The 17,972-nt window shown below is 41.7% G+C and carries 12 protein-coding genes; 4 read left to right on the forward strand and 8 right to left on the reverse strand.

Going from position 1 to position 17,972, the window contains the following annotated elements:
• Positions 1–587 precede the first annotated feature (587 nt).
• Both metH and DXK30_RS10990 read left to right on the forward strand, forming a co-directional pair.
• Positions 588–4,391: a methionine synthase gene (metH, locus tag DXK30_RS10985; RefSeq protein WP_114701714.1), complete on the forward strand. Its 3,804-nt coding sequence runs from the start codon at positions 588–590 to the stop codon at positions 4,389–4,391.
• Between the two features lie 198 nt (positions 4,392–4,589).
• Positions 4,590–5,519 (forward strand): bile acid:sodium symporter family protein, encoded by a 930-nt coding sequence (locus DXK30_RS10990; protein ID WP_114701715.1) that lies wholly within the window; start codon positions 4,590–4,592, stop codon positions 5,517–5,519.
• Between the two features lie 204 nt (positions 5,520–5,723).
• Here DXK30_RS10990 and DXK30_RS10995 read toward each other — a convergent pair whose 3' ends face one another.
• From DXK30_RS10995 to DXK30_RS11030, 8 genes are all read right to left on the reverse strand, one after another.
• Entirely contained in the window at positions 5,724–7,232 is a 1,509-nt protein-coding gene (locus tag DXK30_RS10995; protein ID WP_114701716.1) for a hypothetical protein, read from the reverse strand.
• Positions 7,220–8,866 (reverse strand): VPA1262 family N-terminal domain-containing protein, encoded by a 1,647-nt coding sequence (locus tag DXK30_RS11000; RefSeq protein WP_114701717.1) that lies wholly within the window; start codon positions 8,864–8,866, stop codon positions 7,220–7,222. Before DXK30_RS11000 ends, DXK30_RS10995 begins: the two co-directional genes overlap by 13 nt.
• A gap of 61 nt (positions 8,867–8,927) precedes the next feature.
• Positions 8,928–9,077, reverse strand: a complete 150-nt coding sequence (locus DXK30_RS11005) for a DUF2256 domain-containing protein (protein ID WP_114701718.1) — start codon at positions 9,075–9,077, stop codon at positions 8,928–8,930.
• A gap of 45 nt (positions 9,078–9,122) precedes the next feature.
• On the reverse strand, positions 9,123–9,284 hold the full coding sequence (locus DXK30_RS12890) for a DUF2256 domain-containing protein (RefSeq protein ID WP_082624551.1): 162 nt from the start codon (positions 9,282–9,284) through the stop codon (positions 9,123–9,125).
• Between the two features lie 68 nt (positions 9,285–9,352).
• Complete coding sequence (locus tag DXK30_RS11015) at positions 9,353–10,324, reverse strand: PD40 domain-containing protein (protein ID WP_114701719.1); 972 nt, start codon at positions 10,322–10,324, stop codon at positions 9,353–9,355.
• A 374-nt stretch (positions 10,325–10,698) separates the two neighbouring features.
• Complete coding sequence (locus DXK30_RS11020) at positions 10,699–11,184, reverse strand: META domain-containing protein (protein WP_114701720.1); 486 nt, start codon at positions 11,182–11,184, stop codon at positions 10,699–10,701.
• A 400-nt stretch (positions 11,185–11,584) separates the two neighbouring features.
• Complete coding sequence (locus DXK30_RS11025; RefSeq protein ID WP_114701721.1) at positions 11,585–12,691, reverse strand: lipase secretion chaperone; 1,107 nt, start codon at positions 12,689–12,691, stop codon at positions 11,585–11,587.
• A 46-nt stretch (positions 12,692–12,737) separates the two neighbouring features.
• Positions 12,738–13,814 carry an esterase/lipase family protein gene (locus DXK30_RS11030; RefSeq protein ID WP_114701722.1) on the reverse strand — a complete coding sequence of 359 codons (1,077 nt, stop codon included), beginning with the start codon at positions 13,812–13,814 and terminating at the stop codon, positions 12,738–12,740.
• A 318-nt stretch (positions 13,815–14,132) separates the two neighbouring features.
• On the opposite strand from DXK30_RS11030, the gene map reads away from it, so the two are divergent.
• The gene (map, locus tag DXK30_RS11035; protein ID WP_390178040.1) at positions 14,133–14,924 is read left to right on the forward strand and encodes a type I methionyl aminopeptidase; all 792 of its coding nucleotides are present in this window, start codon (positions 14,133–14,135) and stop codon (positions 14,922–14,924) included.
• 239 nt (positions 14,925–15,163) lie between these two features.
• Positions 15,164–17,920 (forward strand): [protein-PII] uridylyltransferase, encoded by a 2,757-nt coding sequence (gene glnD / locus DXK30_RS11040; RefSeq protein WP_114701723.1) that lies wholly within the window; start codon positions 15,164–15,166, stop codon positions 17,918–17,920.
• The last annotated feature ends 52 nt before the right edge of the window (positions 17,921–17,972 follow it).

Raw genomic sequence — 17,972 nt, forward strand, 5'->3', positions numbered from 1 at the left:
AACATTTTCCTTAATGATTTGAATTTCTTTGACGTTGGTATTGTTTCAACTATGATATTACTGTCTTACAGATCATCCTACCTGCTAATGCCATTTGCTCACTGTACTATACTGCTAACATTGATACTCTTAGTACCAGTTATTGCTAATACAGTTATTGCTAATAAATGAGCCTATATTTATAAGTAGAGCTTACTAAGACCTTGTATTTCTGAAATTAAATTAACATGTAAGCAATCTTTATCAACCTGACTTTGCGCAATTTTTTGTGGTACGGGTGTAAACTCTGTCTGACTTCTGAGCATTCCCGTTGGCTTTCATTTGCAAAAGAAAAGCTTTATGTAAGCCCTTAGCGAAATGATATTCATTTGTGCGTATCTGCTTTATGAAATAGACTCTAATACCTTGCTTTGTTACTTAGCTCTCCTCTTATTTATCTATTGCCAAAGAGGAATATGCAGTATCCCTATGTAGCAAACTTTTCATGCTAAAATAATGCAAATTTGCGGTCCTCTTCGTGAGACTCTGCACGCTACTGGTTTGTTATTCCTTCTTTTTTTAATAATTACGATATAAGCAGCACACCTATGATTCCAACGACGACCTCACCAACCGATTCTCATACCGATACCGCCTCTAGTTCCTCATCCGCTAATGACTTTATATTGACACCACCTGCTGTATTTCCGTTTAAAGAGCAGCAACTAACCGCTCGTGCCCGTATCAATGAGCAGATGGCGTCACGCATTTTGATGTTAGACGGTGCGATGGGTACGCAGATTCAGACCTATAAATTAGAAGAAGCGGATTATCGTGGTGAGCGTTTTGCTGATATCGACCAAGATGTACGCGGCAATAACGATCTACTGGTACTGACTCAGCCGCACATGATTAAAGACATTCATCACGATCATCTGCTGGCTGGCGCTGATATCATCGAGACCAATACCTTTAACGGTACGCGTCTGTCGATGGCTGACTATGACATGCAGTATTTGGTACCAGAACTGAATAGGACGGCGGCCAAGATTGCTCGAGCAGCGGCGGATGAATTTACCGCAAAAACCCCTGAGAAACCGCGCTTCGTTGCGGGCGTCGTGGGTCCGACGTCACGTACGTGCTCGCTATCGCCTGATGTTAATGATCCTGCGTTTCGTAACATTACCTTTGATGAATTGGTCTTAAACTACCGTGAAGCGACCTTGTGCCTAATAGAGGGCGGCGTCGATATTATTTTGATTGAGACGATCTTCGATACGCTAAATGCCAAAGCGGCGATATTTGCGATCACTGGTGTGTTTGACGATATTGGCTTTGAATTGCCAATTATGATTTCGGGTACGATTACCGACGCGTCAGGTCGCACGCTATCGGGTCAAACAGCCGAGGCGTTTTATAACTCTATCCGCCATGCCAAGCCATTGTCTGTTGGCTTTAACTGTGCGCTAGGTGCTGATGCGCTGCGTCCCCATATTCAGACATTGTCAAACATCGCTGATACTTACGTCTCTGCGCATCCAAACGCTGGTCTGCCTAATGAGTTTGGTGAGTATGACGAAACCGCTGAAGAAACCGCTGCCCTACTCGAAGGTTTTGCCAAAGCGGGTATCTTAAATATCGTCGGCGGCTGCTGTGGTACGACACCTGAGCATATCCGTCAAATCGCTAAAGTCGTAGCGAACTATCCACCGCGTGTCATCCCTGAGATAGCGCCTGCCTGCCGACTATCAGGACTCGAGCCATTTACCATCAATTCTGATAGCTTGTTTGTCAATGTCGGTGAGCGTACCAACGTCACAGGCTCTAAAAAGTTCCTACGTTTGATCAAAACCGAAGCCTATACCGAAGCACTCGATGTCGCTCGCGATCAGGTCGAAGGCGGTGCGCAAATCGTCGATATCAATATGGACGAAGGCATGCTCGACTCTAAGCAGGCTATGATTCACTTTGTCAACTTAGTTTCAGGCGAGCCAGATATCAGCCGTGTGCCACTGATGATTGACTCGTCTAAATGGGACATTATCGAAGAAGGTCTTAAGCGTACGCAGGGCAAATCGGTCGTCAACTCTATCTCGTTAAAAGAAGGTCATGCTGAGTTCGTTGAGCGTGCCAAATTATGTATGCGTTATGGTGCCGCGATTATCGTTATGGCATTCGATGAAGACGGACAGGCTGACACTTACGAGCGCAAGATTGAAATATCTAAGCGCAGCTATGACGTACTGGTCAATGAAGTGGGCTTTCCATCAGAAGACATTATCTTTGACCCAAATATCTTTGCCGTTGCAACGGGTATCACCGAGCATAACAACTACGGTGCTGACTTTATCAATGCCACACGCTGGATTACGGAAAACCTGCCGAACGCCATGGTCTCGGGCGGCGTATCCAACGTCTCGTTTAGTTTCCGTGGTAACCCAATCCGTGAAGCGATCAACTCCGTATTCTTATACCACGCGATCAAAAACGGTCTAACCATGGGTATCGTCAACCCAGCCATGCTTGAGCTGTACGATGATATTCCAAAGGAAGCGCGTGACGCTATCGAAGACGTCATGCTCAACCGCAATCAAGGTGAGACTGGTCAAGATGCGACTGAGCGTCTTATGACCGTCGCTGAAAACTACCAAGATGGCGGCAAGAAAAAAGACAGCACCGTCGATATGAGCTGGCGCGAAGGTACGGTAGAAGAACGTATCGCCCACGCACTGGTCAAAGGCGTGACGACCTTTATCGAAGCGGATACCAAAGAAGCCTGGGAGAAGTATCCTAAACCGCTAGAAGTCATCGAAGGGCCACTCATGGACGGTATGAATATCGTCGGTGATCTATTCGGTGCTGGTAAAATGTTCCTCCCGCAAGTCGTAAAATCTGCTCGTGTAATGAAGCAATCTGTCGCGTGGCTAAACCCGTATATCGAAGCGGAGAAAGTCGAAGGCGAAGTCAAAGGTAAAATCCTGATGGCAACTGTCAAAGGCGACGTACATGATATCGGCAAAAACATCGTCGGTGTGGTACTCGGCTGTAACGGCTATGATATCGTCGATTTGGGCGTGATGGTGCCATGTGAAAAAATCCTTGATACTGCCATCGCAGAAAAAGTCGATATCATCGGTCTGTCTGGTCTGATTACTCCAAGTCTCGATGAAATGGTCTATGTCGCCAAGCAAATGCAAGAGCGCGGCATGACACTACCATTGATGATTGGCGGTGCAACGACGTCGAAAGCGCATACTGCTGTCAAGGTCGAGCCGCAATATCAAAACGATGGCGTCATCTATGTATCGGACGCTTCGCGCTCAGTCGGCGTGGTGACCAAACTGCTGTCGAAAGAGCACCGTCAAGCGCTCATCGATGAGACACGTGAAGAATATGTCAAGGTGCGTGAGCGTCTGGCTAAGCGTCAACCAAAAGCCGCCAAAGTCACCTATGCTGAATCGGTCAAGATTGGCTTTCAGTATGATTGGGAAACCTATGTGCCACCAGTGCCAAATAAGCTAGGACAAGTGATATTGAATGACTATCCAATCGCCAACCTACTACCCTATATCGATTGGACACCGTTCTTTATCTCTTGGGGTCTGACCGGTAAATACCCGAAAATATTGCAAGATGATGTGGTTGGCGAAGCGGCACGCGATCTGTTTGAAAATGCAGAAGAGCTACTGCAAAAGATGATTGATGAAAAATCAATCGTAGCTAAAGGGGTGTTTAAACTGATGCCCGCGCGCCGCACTGGGGCCGACACCGTGACTGTGTATGATAACGACCCACAAAATGGTGGCAGCCCAACGTATCAGTTTGAGCATTTACGTCAGCAAAGCGACAAAGCCAGTGGCAAGCCTAACTTTAGCTTGGCAGACTTTATCTCGCCATCAGAGACGCATACCGATCACTTGGGCGGCTTTACTGTCTCCATCGTCGGTACAGAAGCACTGGCTGAGCAATACAAAGCAGCAGGCGATGACTATAATGCCATCATGGTACAGGCGCTGTCTGACCGTTTAGCCGAAGCCTTTGCCGAGCATCTACATGAGCTAATTCGTAAAGAGTATTGGGGCTACCAACCAACCGAATCACTTACCAATGATGAGATGATTAAAGAAAAATACGTCGGTATCCGCCCTGCACCTGGCTACCCTGCTTGCCCTGAGCACACCGAAAAAGGTAAATTGTTTGACTGGCTCGGTACGGTAGATGCGATTGGTACGACGTTGACCGAAAGCTATGCGATGTGGCCTGCGTCATCGGTCAGCGGATTCTATTACTCGCATCCTGATAGCGAGTACTTCAACGTCGGAAAAATCAGTCGTGATCAGTTAGAGAGCTATGCGGAGCGTAAAGGCTGGGATATGAAAACGGCTGAGAAGTGGTTAAATCCGAACTTGTAGTCGATTGGCTAATCAAGTTATAGAAACCTGATAGTTCTTTTTTGGCTTACTCATTTAATATGGGTAAGCCATTTTTTATGGCGCATCCTTTATTTGTTATCAGCAAACTTATCGCTACGTTCATAGCAAAATACTTTTATCATTTACTGACAAGAACCATGCTAGATTATTGTCTACTTTATTATTTTGAGACAGGCTATGAATCAGATTGCATTACTTTCTAGTTGGATTGGCAAAACTTTTGCAATTTGGGCATTGGTCAGTGCTGTTTTGGGATTTATTTTTCCTGAATTTTTTGCCTCGTTAGCTTTTTTAATCGTTCCCATACTTGGCATCATTATGTTTGGAATGGGCATGACGCTCAAGACGGAAGATTTCCTAGAAATTGTCAAACGACCAAAGCCTGTACTGGTAGGGCTATTAGCGCAGTTTACGCTCATGCCACTCATTGCTTACCTATTGACGGTCATTTTCAACCTTGATCCTTTAATAGCAATCGGCGTTATCTTAGTTGGCTGTTGCCCTGGCGGTACATCTAGTAACGTCATTACGTTCTTAGCCAAAGGTGATGTAGCTTTGAGTGTGGCGATTACCTCTATCTCTACCCTACTGGCACCTTTTCTGACCCCTATTCTGCTCAGTGTTTTTGCGGGGCAGCTGATTGATATTGATTTGGCCAGTATGATGATAACCATTACGAAAATCGTCATCTTGCCCATATTACTAGGTGTTATTTTTCATAAGTTTTTGGGTAAAAAGATCGAGTTCGTCACCGAGGTATTACCGATGGTATCGGTATTGGGTATCTCTATTATCATCGCGGCAGTGGTTGCAGTGTCTAAAGCGACTATATTGGATAGCGGTGCTATCGTCTTTATCGTGGTTGCCTTACATAATATGACTGGTTATACCTTGGGATATGTCATCGCGCGCTTGTCTGGATTTACGGAGAAACAGCGCCGCGCGATTATGGTGGAAGTGGGTATGCAAAACTCTGGTCTAGGCGCTGCCCTTGCCGCGACTTATTTCAATCCTGTCGCTGCCTTACCTAGTGCGATCTTTAGCGTGTGGCATAACTTTAGTGGTGCGTTGGTTGCGAATATTTTTGCTAAGAGAGATGCGAAGTAGGTAGGGGTTTTATTGCTTGTACATATTTTAGAATTAGTGGAAGAGAATTAGTGGAAGAGAATTAAGGTTGCGATATGAAAACGGCTGAGAGTTTATTTAATCTAAATTTGTAATATAGAACATTGGAGAATAAAAAGACTCTTTATAGCAAGGATCTCTTCATTATTTACATATAGAACTAATGAAGAGAATTAATGAATAGAGCTAACCGTCTAACGTAAAACCAAACATAAGGCTTGTTCTTTTATCATTGACGAGCTGAGGTGGAACGTAATAAGAACCTATTTTCTGCAATTTTTCAACCTTCTCTTCTAGTACTAAATTTGTATGATAGATAGGCTGTAACAAAGAAATTAGCTTATAAAACTTGCTACGAAGATCTATTTCAGAATTTGTCCAATTTGAGTGAATATCAATTAGCTCCTGATTTATTTGTGCAAGTTTGCTTTCAAGATCACTAATATCAATACACTCTGCAAAATAGCTCACCACTGCATAGTCAAATACTGAATAACAAAGGTTATTCATATAATCACTCCCATCATAACTCGATAGACCATGTTCAATATATTTAGAATATACCATATTCCATAATGTCTTTCTTTTTTCTAAACTTGCTAAGGAGTCGAATCTTTCAAATACCTCTGTAAGTAGCCTTCTATCTTCACTATAGTTATAACTGAGGTTTTGTCCAAATTTACTATCACCTAGTGAACTCAAGTAAATATCTATATCTTCTTCATTCGCATGTTTAGCTATAAATATGCCAAAAGCTCCAGAGAAGAAGTAGAATCTAATTAGATACCTATTAAAAATTTTGAACCAAGTTTTCGCTAGAACTTTATCTCTACACATATCTGCAAAAATTTCAGCCAAAACCATCTCTTGTTTGCTAGATAGATCAATATTATTTTTTAATTCTAAATCAAACAAAAGGGCAAATCTAAGCAAATCGTTATTTGTTCTTGAGGCAAGCAGAAATCTACTATCGACTAGGTATAACTCATTACTAACTAGTGACATCATTGAAAAAAAGTCTTCATAAAATACTAAAGATTGTATTAGTTTATCTAAACAAATTTCTGTTAGCAATAAGAAACATTGGGATTGAAAAATATTCGGAAATGCAAATGCTCTGTGATTTTTAAAGAACCCCCAGCTGTTAGTTATCCCTATCCAGTCTCTGTTATCTATAAAATACTCCATTTTCTCAACGGCTTCTTTTTCATATATCAAGCTATTGTTATTGTACTTTATATTAGTCTTGAATTTGATAATACGTACCGATAATGCATCTTCAAGTTCAGTATTATTTATTTCGTCTTGAAGATAACTCCATATATTTATATTAAGTAAATTTATAATTAGAAAACATAATGAAACTTTTTTGAAGCTAGGATCAGAATCTATTTTCCAAATATTTAACTGACTAAAAATCCAATTGCATAGTCCTTTTAATTCAAACACTTCATCATATGTTAAGCTATTTTTCAATCCTTGCTCAATTTTATAGTAAAAAGACTCTAACCAGCTAAAATCTCTTTTTAGTTCTGAATATATTGAATCTACCTCATCATCAGTAAGATTAAATGGAATGTCTATATCAAGCGCAATTATCTCTTTACAAGCAAGTTTAGGCTCGATAATTGGAAAATATTTAATATCCTTAAATACCTGAACCCAAAAAATGTGATTATTATCTAAGACTTCCAAACTAAACACTCCTCAACATTCAACTCCTGCCATAACTCATCAAACGAATTAGCAATAAGTTGTGCATGAGATACCTTCTGGAAAATATGATGGCTTTGTCCTAAACTATTAACTGATGTTCCAAGAGACCAAGCCATTGCACCTCTATCTGTAAATGGGAAAATAATAAAACGATCATGAAATGACCAACCATGATTACCATATTTTGCTCTAAACTCTAAATTCAAACCATGTTTATTACCAGAGTTTTCTTCTAAATCGGCTTCAAATTTATTGAGCAACCTTTTTTTACCATTTATTTCTTTTTTTGAAATTTTATTGAGCAACCTTTTTGGCAAAAACGGGCATGAGTTCTGTTCATTCTCATGTTCATGATGATTCAAGATTGTTATAGCTTTTAACTCTGAATTTGAGTGTTCACAAAAGAACAATGTATTCAAAACATCATTAGCTGAGAGGTAAGGGTCCCACAACCAAACCCCTTTTTGTCCATATTCATTAATTAAGTAACGCAAATCGAGTAATGCTCTGTATTCATCACCTTTATGGTATTGAATAAACTCCTTTCTTCTAAGTAAGTCACCCCGCTCTTTTTCGAACACCCTAGATATTTGAAAGTTTTCAATAGATTTATTACTAGCATTTTTTGATTCTATATCATTATTTGAAGATATTTGCACGTTAACTCTTTGCTGTTTTGCAACTCCCGTTAACGTTTTAAAAACTCTAGGTTCACTTCTCAACATTCCGATATCCATATTTATACTCGAAATGAATCCTGTGAGGTCTGACGCTGAAAGTAGTATTTCATTTTTTCTATCCCATATGAAGTATCTATGGTTGAAACCTTCATGCTGCATTTTTATAGGATACTTTCCCTCGCTAACATCAATTGAGTAAAATTCAGGATAAATACTATCATTTTCAGCTATCAAATATAGCTGTAATTCTCGCTTATGTATATCCGCTTTGATGTGCCAATAAATCTCACAATCTAAATTCGAACCTAATTTTTGATGGCTGATTTTAGAATGGATAATTGAAATAGGTAATTGTAATATTAAATTTCCAAGTTTATCAGATAAACTAGCAATTCCTAATGGTAGATAATGGCTTACTTTAGATGACAATTCTTGTAGTAATGCAGGTTTTTCAAATAAAAATTTAAGATGAGATTTTTCTACATTAAACCATTCGTATACATAGCTACCACTAAAGTAGTTATTTTTGAGAATATTATTAAGCGGTATTCCTATGGTAGAGTCTGAAGGAGCAAATTTCCTTCCAATTTCTTCGATACTACCTACAAATAAATCTGTTCCGCTAACGCTCCATACTTCTGTTTCTTTCAACGCAGTTATATTTTCATAAAATTTATCAAACTCTATATACTGGCGTTGTATACCAAAAGAAATGGAGCTACTTCCCTTTATCTCTAATCTCTTTTCATTTAAAATTTCTGGTTTTTTGTTTATATCTATATCGTACTCCACAGCAACTACTACTGTTAAAACGTTGAAAACAATTTTTTCTTCTTTATTAAAGCCAAATATGGTTATAACTTCTAAACCTTTATAAAAACCAATTACTCCTTCCTTACAAAGCTTTTTTATATCTTCATGTATAGCATACATAGCTGACCCTCAAATCTCTTGTAATATGGCTTACTAACTACATCCTAAGATTATTATAGGGCTAGTTAGAATCACGACCCTTCCCTCGCCGACACCGCTCAGAACAATAAATCACCTGCTCCCAGTCTTTCTCCCACTTCTTACGCCATGTAAATGGGCGCTGGCAGACAGGGCAGGTTTTTTGCGGTAAGTTTACTTTTTTATGTGCCATTATTTGCTCCCATCCACTTCTAACTATTTGCGTTGTGGTGAAATCTTACTTTTGATGATCTAGCCCTTCATACTTTTTCACTCGTCGGCATTGGTCTGAGCAATAGACCATGCTCTCCCAGTTTTTATCCAGCTTCTTAGTCCAGCTAAACTCGCGCTCGCAGACAGGGCAAAGTTTTTTGCGAACATTCTTCTTTTTATGCGCCATACGTTGTTATCCTCAGATTTATCTTATTTTTGAATTAAATATTAGAATTTCGATATGCGTTTAATACACTAACGACCCCATATCGGTGAGCGCACGACTCCACCATTTTGACCGCTGATGGCGTAGCTAGTATTGCCCGACAGCGAATGGATGACTAGACTACCACTACTTTGGCCTGCTGCTTGCCCGCCCACATTCAAGCGGCGAGTTGGATAGACGGCATAATTGCTAGAGGGAGATAGACGTGCAGGTTCATCAAGCCCTGTTTCTGCCAAGTTGATCACTTGCCCAGTCGCCAAGGTCATGACAGCCGCCTTGCGACCATTTAAGTAGGCCATACGCTGACCATCTAAGCTAAGCTGAGGACTGGCCACATACCCATTTGTTGATACAGCTGTCGCATTACCCGTAGCGAAGTCATAACGATAAATTCGTGGTCGTCCAGCACGGACTTTATCACTGGTATAGACAAAGCTCTTGCCATCAGCAGCGTAACTTGGCTGTACCTCTGTACTCGGCAGAGTCGTTAACTGCTGAGTATTACCATCACTCAGACGCATCTTATAGATATCAGCATTACCACCAACAGTAGAGCTATAAAGCAAATCTTGACCATCGGGTGAAAATGACGCTGACATATTGCTGCCTTCAGCATTTACCACTAGGTTGCGCGTATTGCTACTACGATCATAAATATAAATTTTGGGATGCTCACGTGGGGCTTGTTTGCTATAGGCAAGCAGTTGTCCGTCTGCCGACCATGCTGGCGCATAGATATAGCCATTAAGCTGATCGATTAGCTGGCGATCGCTACCGTCAGGACGGATACTATACAGTGTCGATACTTTCGCCGTACCTGCGCCCTGCTCTTCTATATAAGCAATATATCCTCGGCGATCAATCGCTGGCATACGTGCAGTCAGCGGATTGGTCTCGACTGTACTGGTTGGCTTTTTTACTGAAGTATTAGGTAATGTCTGACAGCCAGTGAGGACGGTAACTATCGCTATCGTAGTAATGACTTTTATGGTTTCAAACATAGAGTGGTATCCAATAGATCCTAATGATAAAAGTATTGTGAATAATTAAAAAACTATCATCACTGTTGCAGACTCAAAGCCATAGCTAATATCTTACGATATCAAAGGTATTATAGGGTTATGGCTCTAGTGTAGCCTAAACTGAGTCAAACTTTGGATAAAAAAATGCCTCACTTGATAGCGAGGCATTTTGCGTTTCGAGAAAAGCAACTTCAAATAAGCAACTTCAAATAAGCAATTTTAAATGATTAGTTTTAAATGATTAGTTTTAAATGATTAGTTTTAAATGATTAGTTTTAAATGAGTAACTTCAGACAAGTAACTCTAATTGCTTAAGTTCACGAACCAGTCAAACTGTTTACTCAATCATTAAGCTACTTCGCAACGGCCTTAAAATAAGCGACTTGATCATCGTTTTTGATAGTCAAAATAGGTACATTGTTGGCATTCTTACTAAGGCTATACTTACCTTTTACAGTGGCTAGTGTGGCAGTATCAAAGCTGGCTTGCGGTTCAGGACATGCCATCATAGTACTGATGCCGTTTTTAATCTCTACCTCAGCGTTTTCGACACTATATCCAGCGCCCATGCTATTACAGGTATTCATAAATGCCACGTAATCTCTACCGTTATCATTCATAAAATTCAACGTTAACGGCTTGGCTGGGTCAAAAAATAGCTGCGTTACTTTTTCACCATTGCTACGTTTGGCATCAACGAGTTGCCAGTTGTGTGCTTGCAAGACATCTGCAGTGACTGGCTGACTGACTGGCGCAGGCAAACTCGTCGTCTGACAACCCGCAGCAAGTGTACCAACTGCCAATGTCGCGGCCATCATTACTTTAGTCATGTTCTTCATATCAACTCCTCGCTTTATTGCATCCGATACTTTTACTAGACATTCTATCTGCATGAGCCATTAGCTCTAATAGACAAGCGATAAGCTCTAATAGATATAGTAAAAGCTCAGATTTATTATGATTCATTTATTGTTTTATTTAATGCTCTAAACAATGGCAATATTGTGCATGACTCACAGGGAGGTGTCATCATAAACTGGGTAGTTATTCGGAATGCATTTTGTATTACTTTGCAAATATCTAGCTACTTGCCCTTGCCAGCACCTAAATGAGCTGCTAACTATAATCTTGCTCACTCTATCTATCCGTATCAACGATGGTTATTGATGGTTATTGATGGTTATTGACGATAGCTAGTGACGGTAACTATTGACGATAATTAGGGATTATTGACGATAATTAGGGATTATTGACAGCTTGCTGACGTTGCAATGCCGCATAACCATCTAAACGCTTACGTTCAGTGTCATTAAATAGTTGCTGTTCAAGCTGATTGATTTGAATTTGCGCTTGAGCTGTATCAACACCTTGGCTTAATAAGCGATTTTTTTGAGTTTCATACTGGGTGAAGCGTTGGTCAAAATTAGCATCGTCTTGATCTACTTGTGCCAGCCTTTCTGCTGCTGGTGCGCCTACTAGCTCTCGGCGCATATTATATAACTCCTCAGGCGTTGCACCACGAGCTTTCATCTGTTCAGTGCGAGTCATCAACTCGCTAATATTGGCTTGTTGGATGATATTGCTTTTAGTCGCATTCTCTGGCAATCGACTGATATAGTCCTGACGGGCAGCTTGTTTTTGTACGTCAGACATCTGCTTATTTTGGTCAATTCTGACCATCTCTATACTATAGTTATCGTAGTCATCCTCTGCACCAAAAAATGCTGTGATGGTTTGCTTATCAAAGTACTGCTGTCGTAGATTAGCAATGTCTTGTTTTTGTTGGGCAACTGCGTTCAAATCCAGCTCACCACTTTTGGTCGCCTGTAATTGCAGATTACCGTAGCGCTTCTCTATCTCAGGAAGTGCTTTAAGATAAGCAACATATTGATTAAAAATAGTGACCGCTTGGCTAGCGGCAGGCTCTGGTGTGTGATGGCGAATATAACTCTCCACACGGGCAAATATAACCGCTTCTTCTTCCTCACCTAGGGCTGATAAAAAATAATCAAACAAACGTCGCAGACCTTCAGTGACGACTAACTGTTTATTTTCATCGATGATGATTTCACCATCAACTTGGGTGCCCTTTAATGAGCGTGGTAAATTTTCTAATCCTGTGACAAATTGAGACTGGCTGGGTGGCGTTGTCGCTTTCACGACTTGTCCCGCAGCCAACTCAGTTATCACTGACTCGCTACTCTCATTATCAGAGACGGAGGATTTGATTGAAGCTGAATTTACATCGTTACTAGGCTTGAACCACAAAATAACCGCCGCTGTGGCAATGATAACCACGGCGATGATAGCAATTGTTGCATAGGTTGGACGGCGGTTATTTGACATAAACGATATTTCTCAATTAATGAGCATTCTTGTTTTGTAGTTCAGCTTATAGGTTGGCGTTTTTCAGACGGTTTACCTGAGTACGATAGATAGATTTTGGCTCAGACTCTCCCCATGCCGTCAGACCCAAGACTTGATCAGCGGAATCCAAATGGTTCATTCTATAATTATCACGAATCACATAGCCAAGACGACTTGAGCAAGCAGATACCAATCCATCATTAGACTCACCTGCAAACGGTACGCCCGTTGCGGCTAATAGGTAATCGCTAGGGTCAAGTGCACTCGTTATTTGCCCAACACCGCTAAATGAATAATACTTGATGCCATTGACCGCAGTACTAGTCGGTTGACCACAATAGTTTTTTGGCATCGCTGCAGGAAATTTGGCATTGAACTTAGCAGCACCATCGGTCGATAGAGCCACGAGCGCTTGCCAGCCATCTTGTTGTTGAATTTGATTGAAACTGATACCAGAACCAATATCTGTAAAGCCACCGATCAAATTAAACACACCTGATACTAGCTGGGTGGTGACATTAGATGGCTCTCCAGAAGTATTATTTGGCTCAAGGACATTTTTAACAAAATCAGCAGTTTTTGATCCTTGCTCTGGGCTTGATACCGCAGTTACTGAAGCCACGTACTTTGGCGCGACGCCAGCAACATAACGGATATCTATACCGCCCTGACTGTGTCCAAACAAATTAACTTTAGACTCACCTGAAATCGCGGCAATGGTCTTGACCTGTTGTAGCAGTTGCTCACCTCGAACTTCGCTGTTATTGACCGCTGACGTTTTGGTGGTATATACCTCTGAGCCACCTTTCATCAAGTCTTCAGGAATCCCGTTGAAATAATCAATGACCCCAAATAGCGTTGTGAAGCCGCCAAGCCCGTGTGCCAAGACGACTGGATATTGAGTTTTAGTGTAACTAGAAGTGAAGTATTTACTGTCCACCAACTTGCAACCGTTAGCATTGGCACAATTATAGTATTGTCCTGCAGCTTGAGCAGAAGTGGTTTGTATGGTCATTAGGAGAACACCAGCACTGATTGAACCCAGTATTGGTAACAATGTCTTTGGTGTGAGGGCTGCACGAATGTACAAAGAAAGCGTCATAACAACATCCTTGTTATCATTAATTTGGTTATTTTCACTGCACAAATACAGTGAAAATTGCTGCTCATTCCGTTAGCAGGCAAATTTACATTACTTATATATTCTGCAACATTCAACTAATTTGTCAAAATATGAATATATTAGTCTGACTAATGAGTCATATAAGCCTTAGCCATGCTGTAAAGCAATTATTATCAATGATAATGATAGGTTAGCTATCATTTAACGTAAAAGTGTCACTATTACGTTTATGGTATAATCTATCCACAATGAACCCATACTATCCACAATGAACCCATAATTATAAGATATACGATGATGACTAAAAAATCTCTTATCCAGTCCCCAGAAGCCATAGAGAAAATGCGTGTGGCCGGCAAACTCGCTAGTGATGTCCTTGTCATGCTCGATGAGCATGTCAAAGTGGGTGTCAGTACCGAAGCACTCAATCAGATCGCTCATGACTATATTGTTAATGTGCAGCAGGCTATCCCTGCCCCGCTGAACTATAATGGTTTTCCAAAATCTATCTGTACCTCAGTCAACCATGTTGTCTGTCACGGTATCCCAACTGAAAACAAGCTGCTGAAAGATGGTGATATTATCAACATCGACGTGACTGTTATCAAAGATGGTTACTATGGCGATACCTCAAAGATGTGGATCGTCGGCAACGGCTCTATCATGGCACAGCGTATTTGCAAAGTGGCACAAGATGCTCTTTATGCAGGTATGAGCGTGGTCAAGAACGGTGCTCGCTTAGGTGATGTCGGTGCTGCTATTCAGGCCGTTGTCGAGCCTGAGCGCTTTAGTATCGTTCGCGAGTTCTGTGGTCATGGTATCAGTGATGAATTCCACCATGAGCCACAAGTCATGCACTATGGCAAAAAAGGCACTGGTTTTGAGCTAAAAACAGGTATGACGTTTACCATCGAGCCTATGATTAACCAAGGCACGTGGCAAACTAAGATTTTGCCTGATGAGTGGACGGCGATTACTAAAGATCGCAAACTGTCTGCTCAATGGGAGCACACCATGGTCGTAACAGACAATGGTTGTGAAGTGTTTACCACTCGCCCCGAAGAAGATTTAAGTTTTTTGACGCAGTAGTACAATCAAAGATCGCTTAGGCGGTCTTTTTTTTGGTCTTTAATTAGGGCATATTGAGTATTGTGCTTATAGGCACTTTGTCTTTATACTCAGATGACCTGATAACTTCTATTGATATATTTATCAGCACCTTTATTGGTACATGCTATTCGTAATTTTTATCAGCCATCAGCACATTAGTTGCCCAATAGCGCTCAGCTCAAACGTTCTACTTCTAAACTCTTAACTGGATAACACTCATGTTTAATTGTGATATCGCCTCTGTTGATTTGACGCCTTTACCGATACTACCAAGTGAGGTGGCGACAGACCCATCCCCATTGTCAGCCAAAAATGTGACAGACAAGAATCTACTTGGCATTCCTGAATGGTTGGCACAAATCAACGACGATATCAGCCGCTCACTAGAACGTGGTACTAATATTCGCCAACTGGTTGCAGCACGTGCTTGCGCTATCGACAGCCTATTGATTGCATTATTCAAATCGTTTGAGTTAGATAAGACTGATTTGGCGTTTTTTGCGACTGGTGGTTACGGGCGCGGTGAGCTATCGCTTTATTCAGACATCGATATTTTACTCCTGTCTCCTGGTGAAATAGGTGCTGATGCCAGTGGTAAAATCGATAAATTGGTCGCTCTACTATGGGATATAGGACTAGAGCCTGCGCTCTCTGTACGTAGTGTCAATGATGCGCTAGAGGCCGCGCTTGACCATACGATTGCCAGTGCTCAGCTAGAGGCTCGACTCCTAATCGGCAACGAAGCATTGCAAGACATGCCCGCTCAAATCGTCAATAAACAGTGGTCTCCTCGCGCCTTTTTTGATGTAAAAATGGAAGAATCCAAAGCGCGTTACCTGCAGCACAATGCCACCGAGTACAATCTTGAACCCAATATCAAAACAGCACCGGGCGGGCTACGTGATATCCATATCATCGGCTGGGTCACCAAGCGTTATTTTCGCGTGAGCAAGCTATATGATTTGGTGCAACAGAACTTTTTAACTGAAAAAGAGTTTGATGAGTTAAGCTTTGCCGAAGGGTATTTATGGCAAATTCGTCATTACTTGCATGTACTGACGGGCCGTAATGAAAACAAGCTGTTGTTTGATTATCAACGCGAGATCGCTCAGCTAATGGGCTACGAGACCCAACCTGATGACCAGCCTAATGCTGCGGTCGAACGGTTTATGCGCGACTATTATCGCTGTGCGATGCAAATATCAACGTTGTCCGAGATGCTGACCAATCATTATTATGAAACGATCATAGAGCCGCAGCTACCTGACGATGAACGTCCAAAAAAACAGCCTATAAATGCACGGTTCAACCGTATTGGCAACCAGATTGCCATTGCGCATCATCGAGTTTTTGCACAGCACCCTGAGTCTATCTTAGAGATGTTTTTATTGATGGGTCAGCACGGCATCGATAAAGTTCGCACCCATACTTTGCGCGCACTCAAAATTGCCGCGCGAGGCATCGATCAGATATATAGAGACAACCCTACTCACAAAACATTGTTTTTATCGAATCTAAAAGAACAAAACTACCTGTTTCATCGTCTACGTACCATGAATCGCTATGGAGTATTGGGTAACTATATTCCTGCTTTTGCGCAAGTCACCGGCCTCATGCAATATGACTTGTTCCATCGATATACGGTAGATGCGCATACCTTATTTTTGATTAGAATTTTGCATCGATTTACAGATCCGACCTTTCACGAAGAGTTTCCGCTGGTCAGCGCTATCTTTCAGCGTATCGAGCGTAAAGAGATTTTGGTACTGGCAGCGATGTTCCATGATATTGCTAAAGGCCGTGGCGGCGATCACAGTGAGCTTGGTCAAACCGAATCGATTGAGTTTTGTTTATCGCATGGTATGAGCTTGGCGGATGCAAACTTGGTTGGTTGGCTCACACGCTATCACCTTCTCATGTCGATTACTGCACAGAAAAAAGATATCTCAGACCCTGAAGTAGTCACTATCTTCTCTGATCTCATTGGTAATGTGACTCATCTAAACCATCTGTATGTACTGACGGTGGCTGATATGAATGCGACCAACCCACAGCTATGGAACAGCTGGCGGGCGACCCTCATGAAACAGTTATACTCGCAGACACGGCGCATCTTGCGCGCTGATATCGATGCGCCTACTAATCGTCAAGATATGATTAGTGCTACACGTACGCAAGCCTTGACGATGCTGGATAATGTCAATAATCAGCATATGAACCGCGATGAAGTATTGCGTCTATGGGATGACTTGGGCGATGAGTATTTCTTGCGAGAAATTGCAGAAGATATCTTATGGCATACCGAAGCTATTTTGAATCATCCGCCGATTGGATTGGCTTCTAATGCTGACAGTCCACCATTGGTCGTTTTGCGTGAGCATCGCGAATTGGCGCTTGATGCGGTACAGGTCTTTGTTTACACCCAAGATCAGATGAACCTGTTTGCCGTCACCATGGCGGTGTTTGATCAAATGAATCTTGATGTTCTAGATGCACGCATTATCACAGCGACCCGTGACTTTGCTTTGGATTCTTATGTATTGCTAGATCCTAGTGGCACATTGCTGGTCGATGAAGACAGCCAACAAGAGCTAAAGCAGCGCTTAATTGACTCGTTCAAAGATCCTACTGTGCTTAAACTGACGAACAAGCGTATGCCACGTCAGTTAAGACACTTTGAAGTGAAAACGGTGATTAACTTCGAATTCAATGAAGCATCAGACCAGCACATCATGAGCTTAGAAACGCTTGATCAGCCAGGGTTGTTGGCGCGAGTTGGGCAAGTTTTCTTGCAAGAGCAAATCGAAGTACATGCTGCGCGTATCACTACTTTAGGTGAGCGTGCAGAGGATATGTTTTATATCAGTGATCAAAACGATAAGCCACTCTCACCTGATAGACTGGAGGCATTAAAGGCAGCGCTATTAGCCAGTCTTACTGTTCAGAAAGACAATAACAGCTTGGCTTATAGTTGATGATGACTAAATAGCTGTGCTTGAATATTGGTTGTCTTTAAGTAGTAGCTGT

The sequence above is a fragment of the Psychrobacter proteolyticus genome (assembly GCF_003350005.1).
Classification (GTDB): Bacteria; Pseudomonadota; Gammaproteobacteria; order Pseudomonadales; family Moraxellaceae; genus Psychrobacter; species Psychrobacter proteolyticus.

What these genes read in the sequence shown, in the direction of transcription:
- DXK30_RS11025 (WP_114701721.1), bottom strand. Translation starts at nt 12,691, where the DNA reads ATGTCAAATAACCGCCGTCCAACCTATGCAACAATTGCTATCATCGCC.
- DXK30_RS11000 (WP_114701717.1), bottom strand. Translation starts at nt 8,866, where the DNA reads ATGTATGCTATACATGAAGATATAAAAAAGCTTTGTAAGGAAGGAGTA.
- glnD (WP_114701723.1), top strand. Translation starts at nt 15,164, where the DNA reads ATGTTTAATTGTGATATCGCCTCTGTTGATTTGACGCCTTTACCGATA.
- DXK30_RS11005 (WP_114701718.1), bottom strand. Translation starts at nt 9,077, where the DNA reads ATGGCACATAAAAAAGTAAACTTACCGCAAAAAACCTGCCCTGTCTGC.
- DXK30_RS11030 (WP_114701722.1), bottom strand. Translation starts at nt 13,814, where the DNA reads ATGACGCTTTCTTTGTACATTCGTGCAGCCCTCACACCAAAGACATTG.
- DXK30_RS11020 (WP_114701720.1), bottom strand. Translation starts at nt 11,184, where the DNA reads ATGAAGAACATGACTAAAGTAATGATGGCCGCGACATTGGCAGTTGGT.
- DXK30_RS11015 (WP_114701719.1), bottom strand. Translation starts at nt 10,324, where the DNA reads ATGTTTGAAACCATAAAAGTCATTACTACGATAGCGATAGTTACCGTC.
- metH (WP_114701714.1), top strand. Translation starts at nt 588, where the DNA reads ATGATTCCAACGACGACCTCACCAACCGATTCTCATACCGATACCGCC.
- map (WP_390178040.1), top strand. Translation starts at nt 14,133, where the DNA reads ATGACTAAAAAATCTCTTATCCAGTCCCCAGAAGCCATAGAGAAAATG.
- DXK30_RS10990 (WP_114701715.1), top strand. Translation starts at nt 4,590, where the DNA reads ATGAATCAGATTGCATTACTTTCTAGTTGGATTGGCAAAACTTTTGCA.
- DXK30_RS12890 (WP_082624551.1), bottom strand. Translation starts at nt 9,284, where the DNA reads ATGGCGCATAAAAAGAAGAATGTTCGCAAAAAACTTTGCCCTGTCTGC.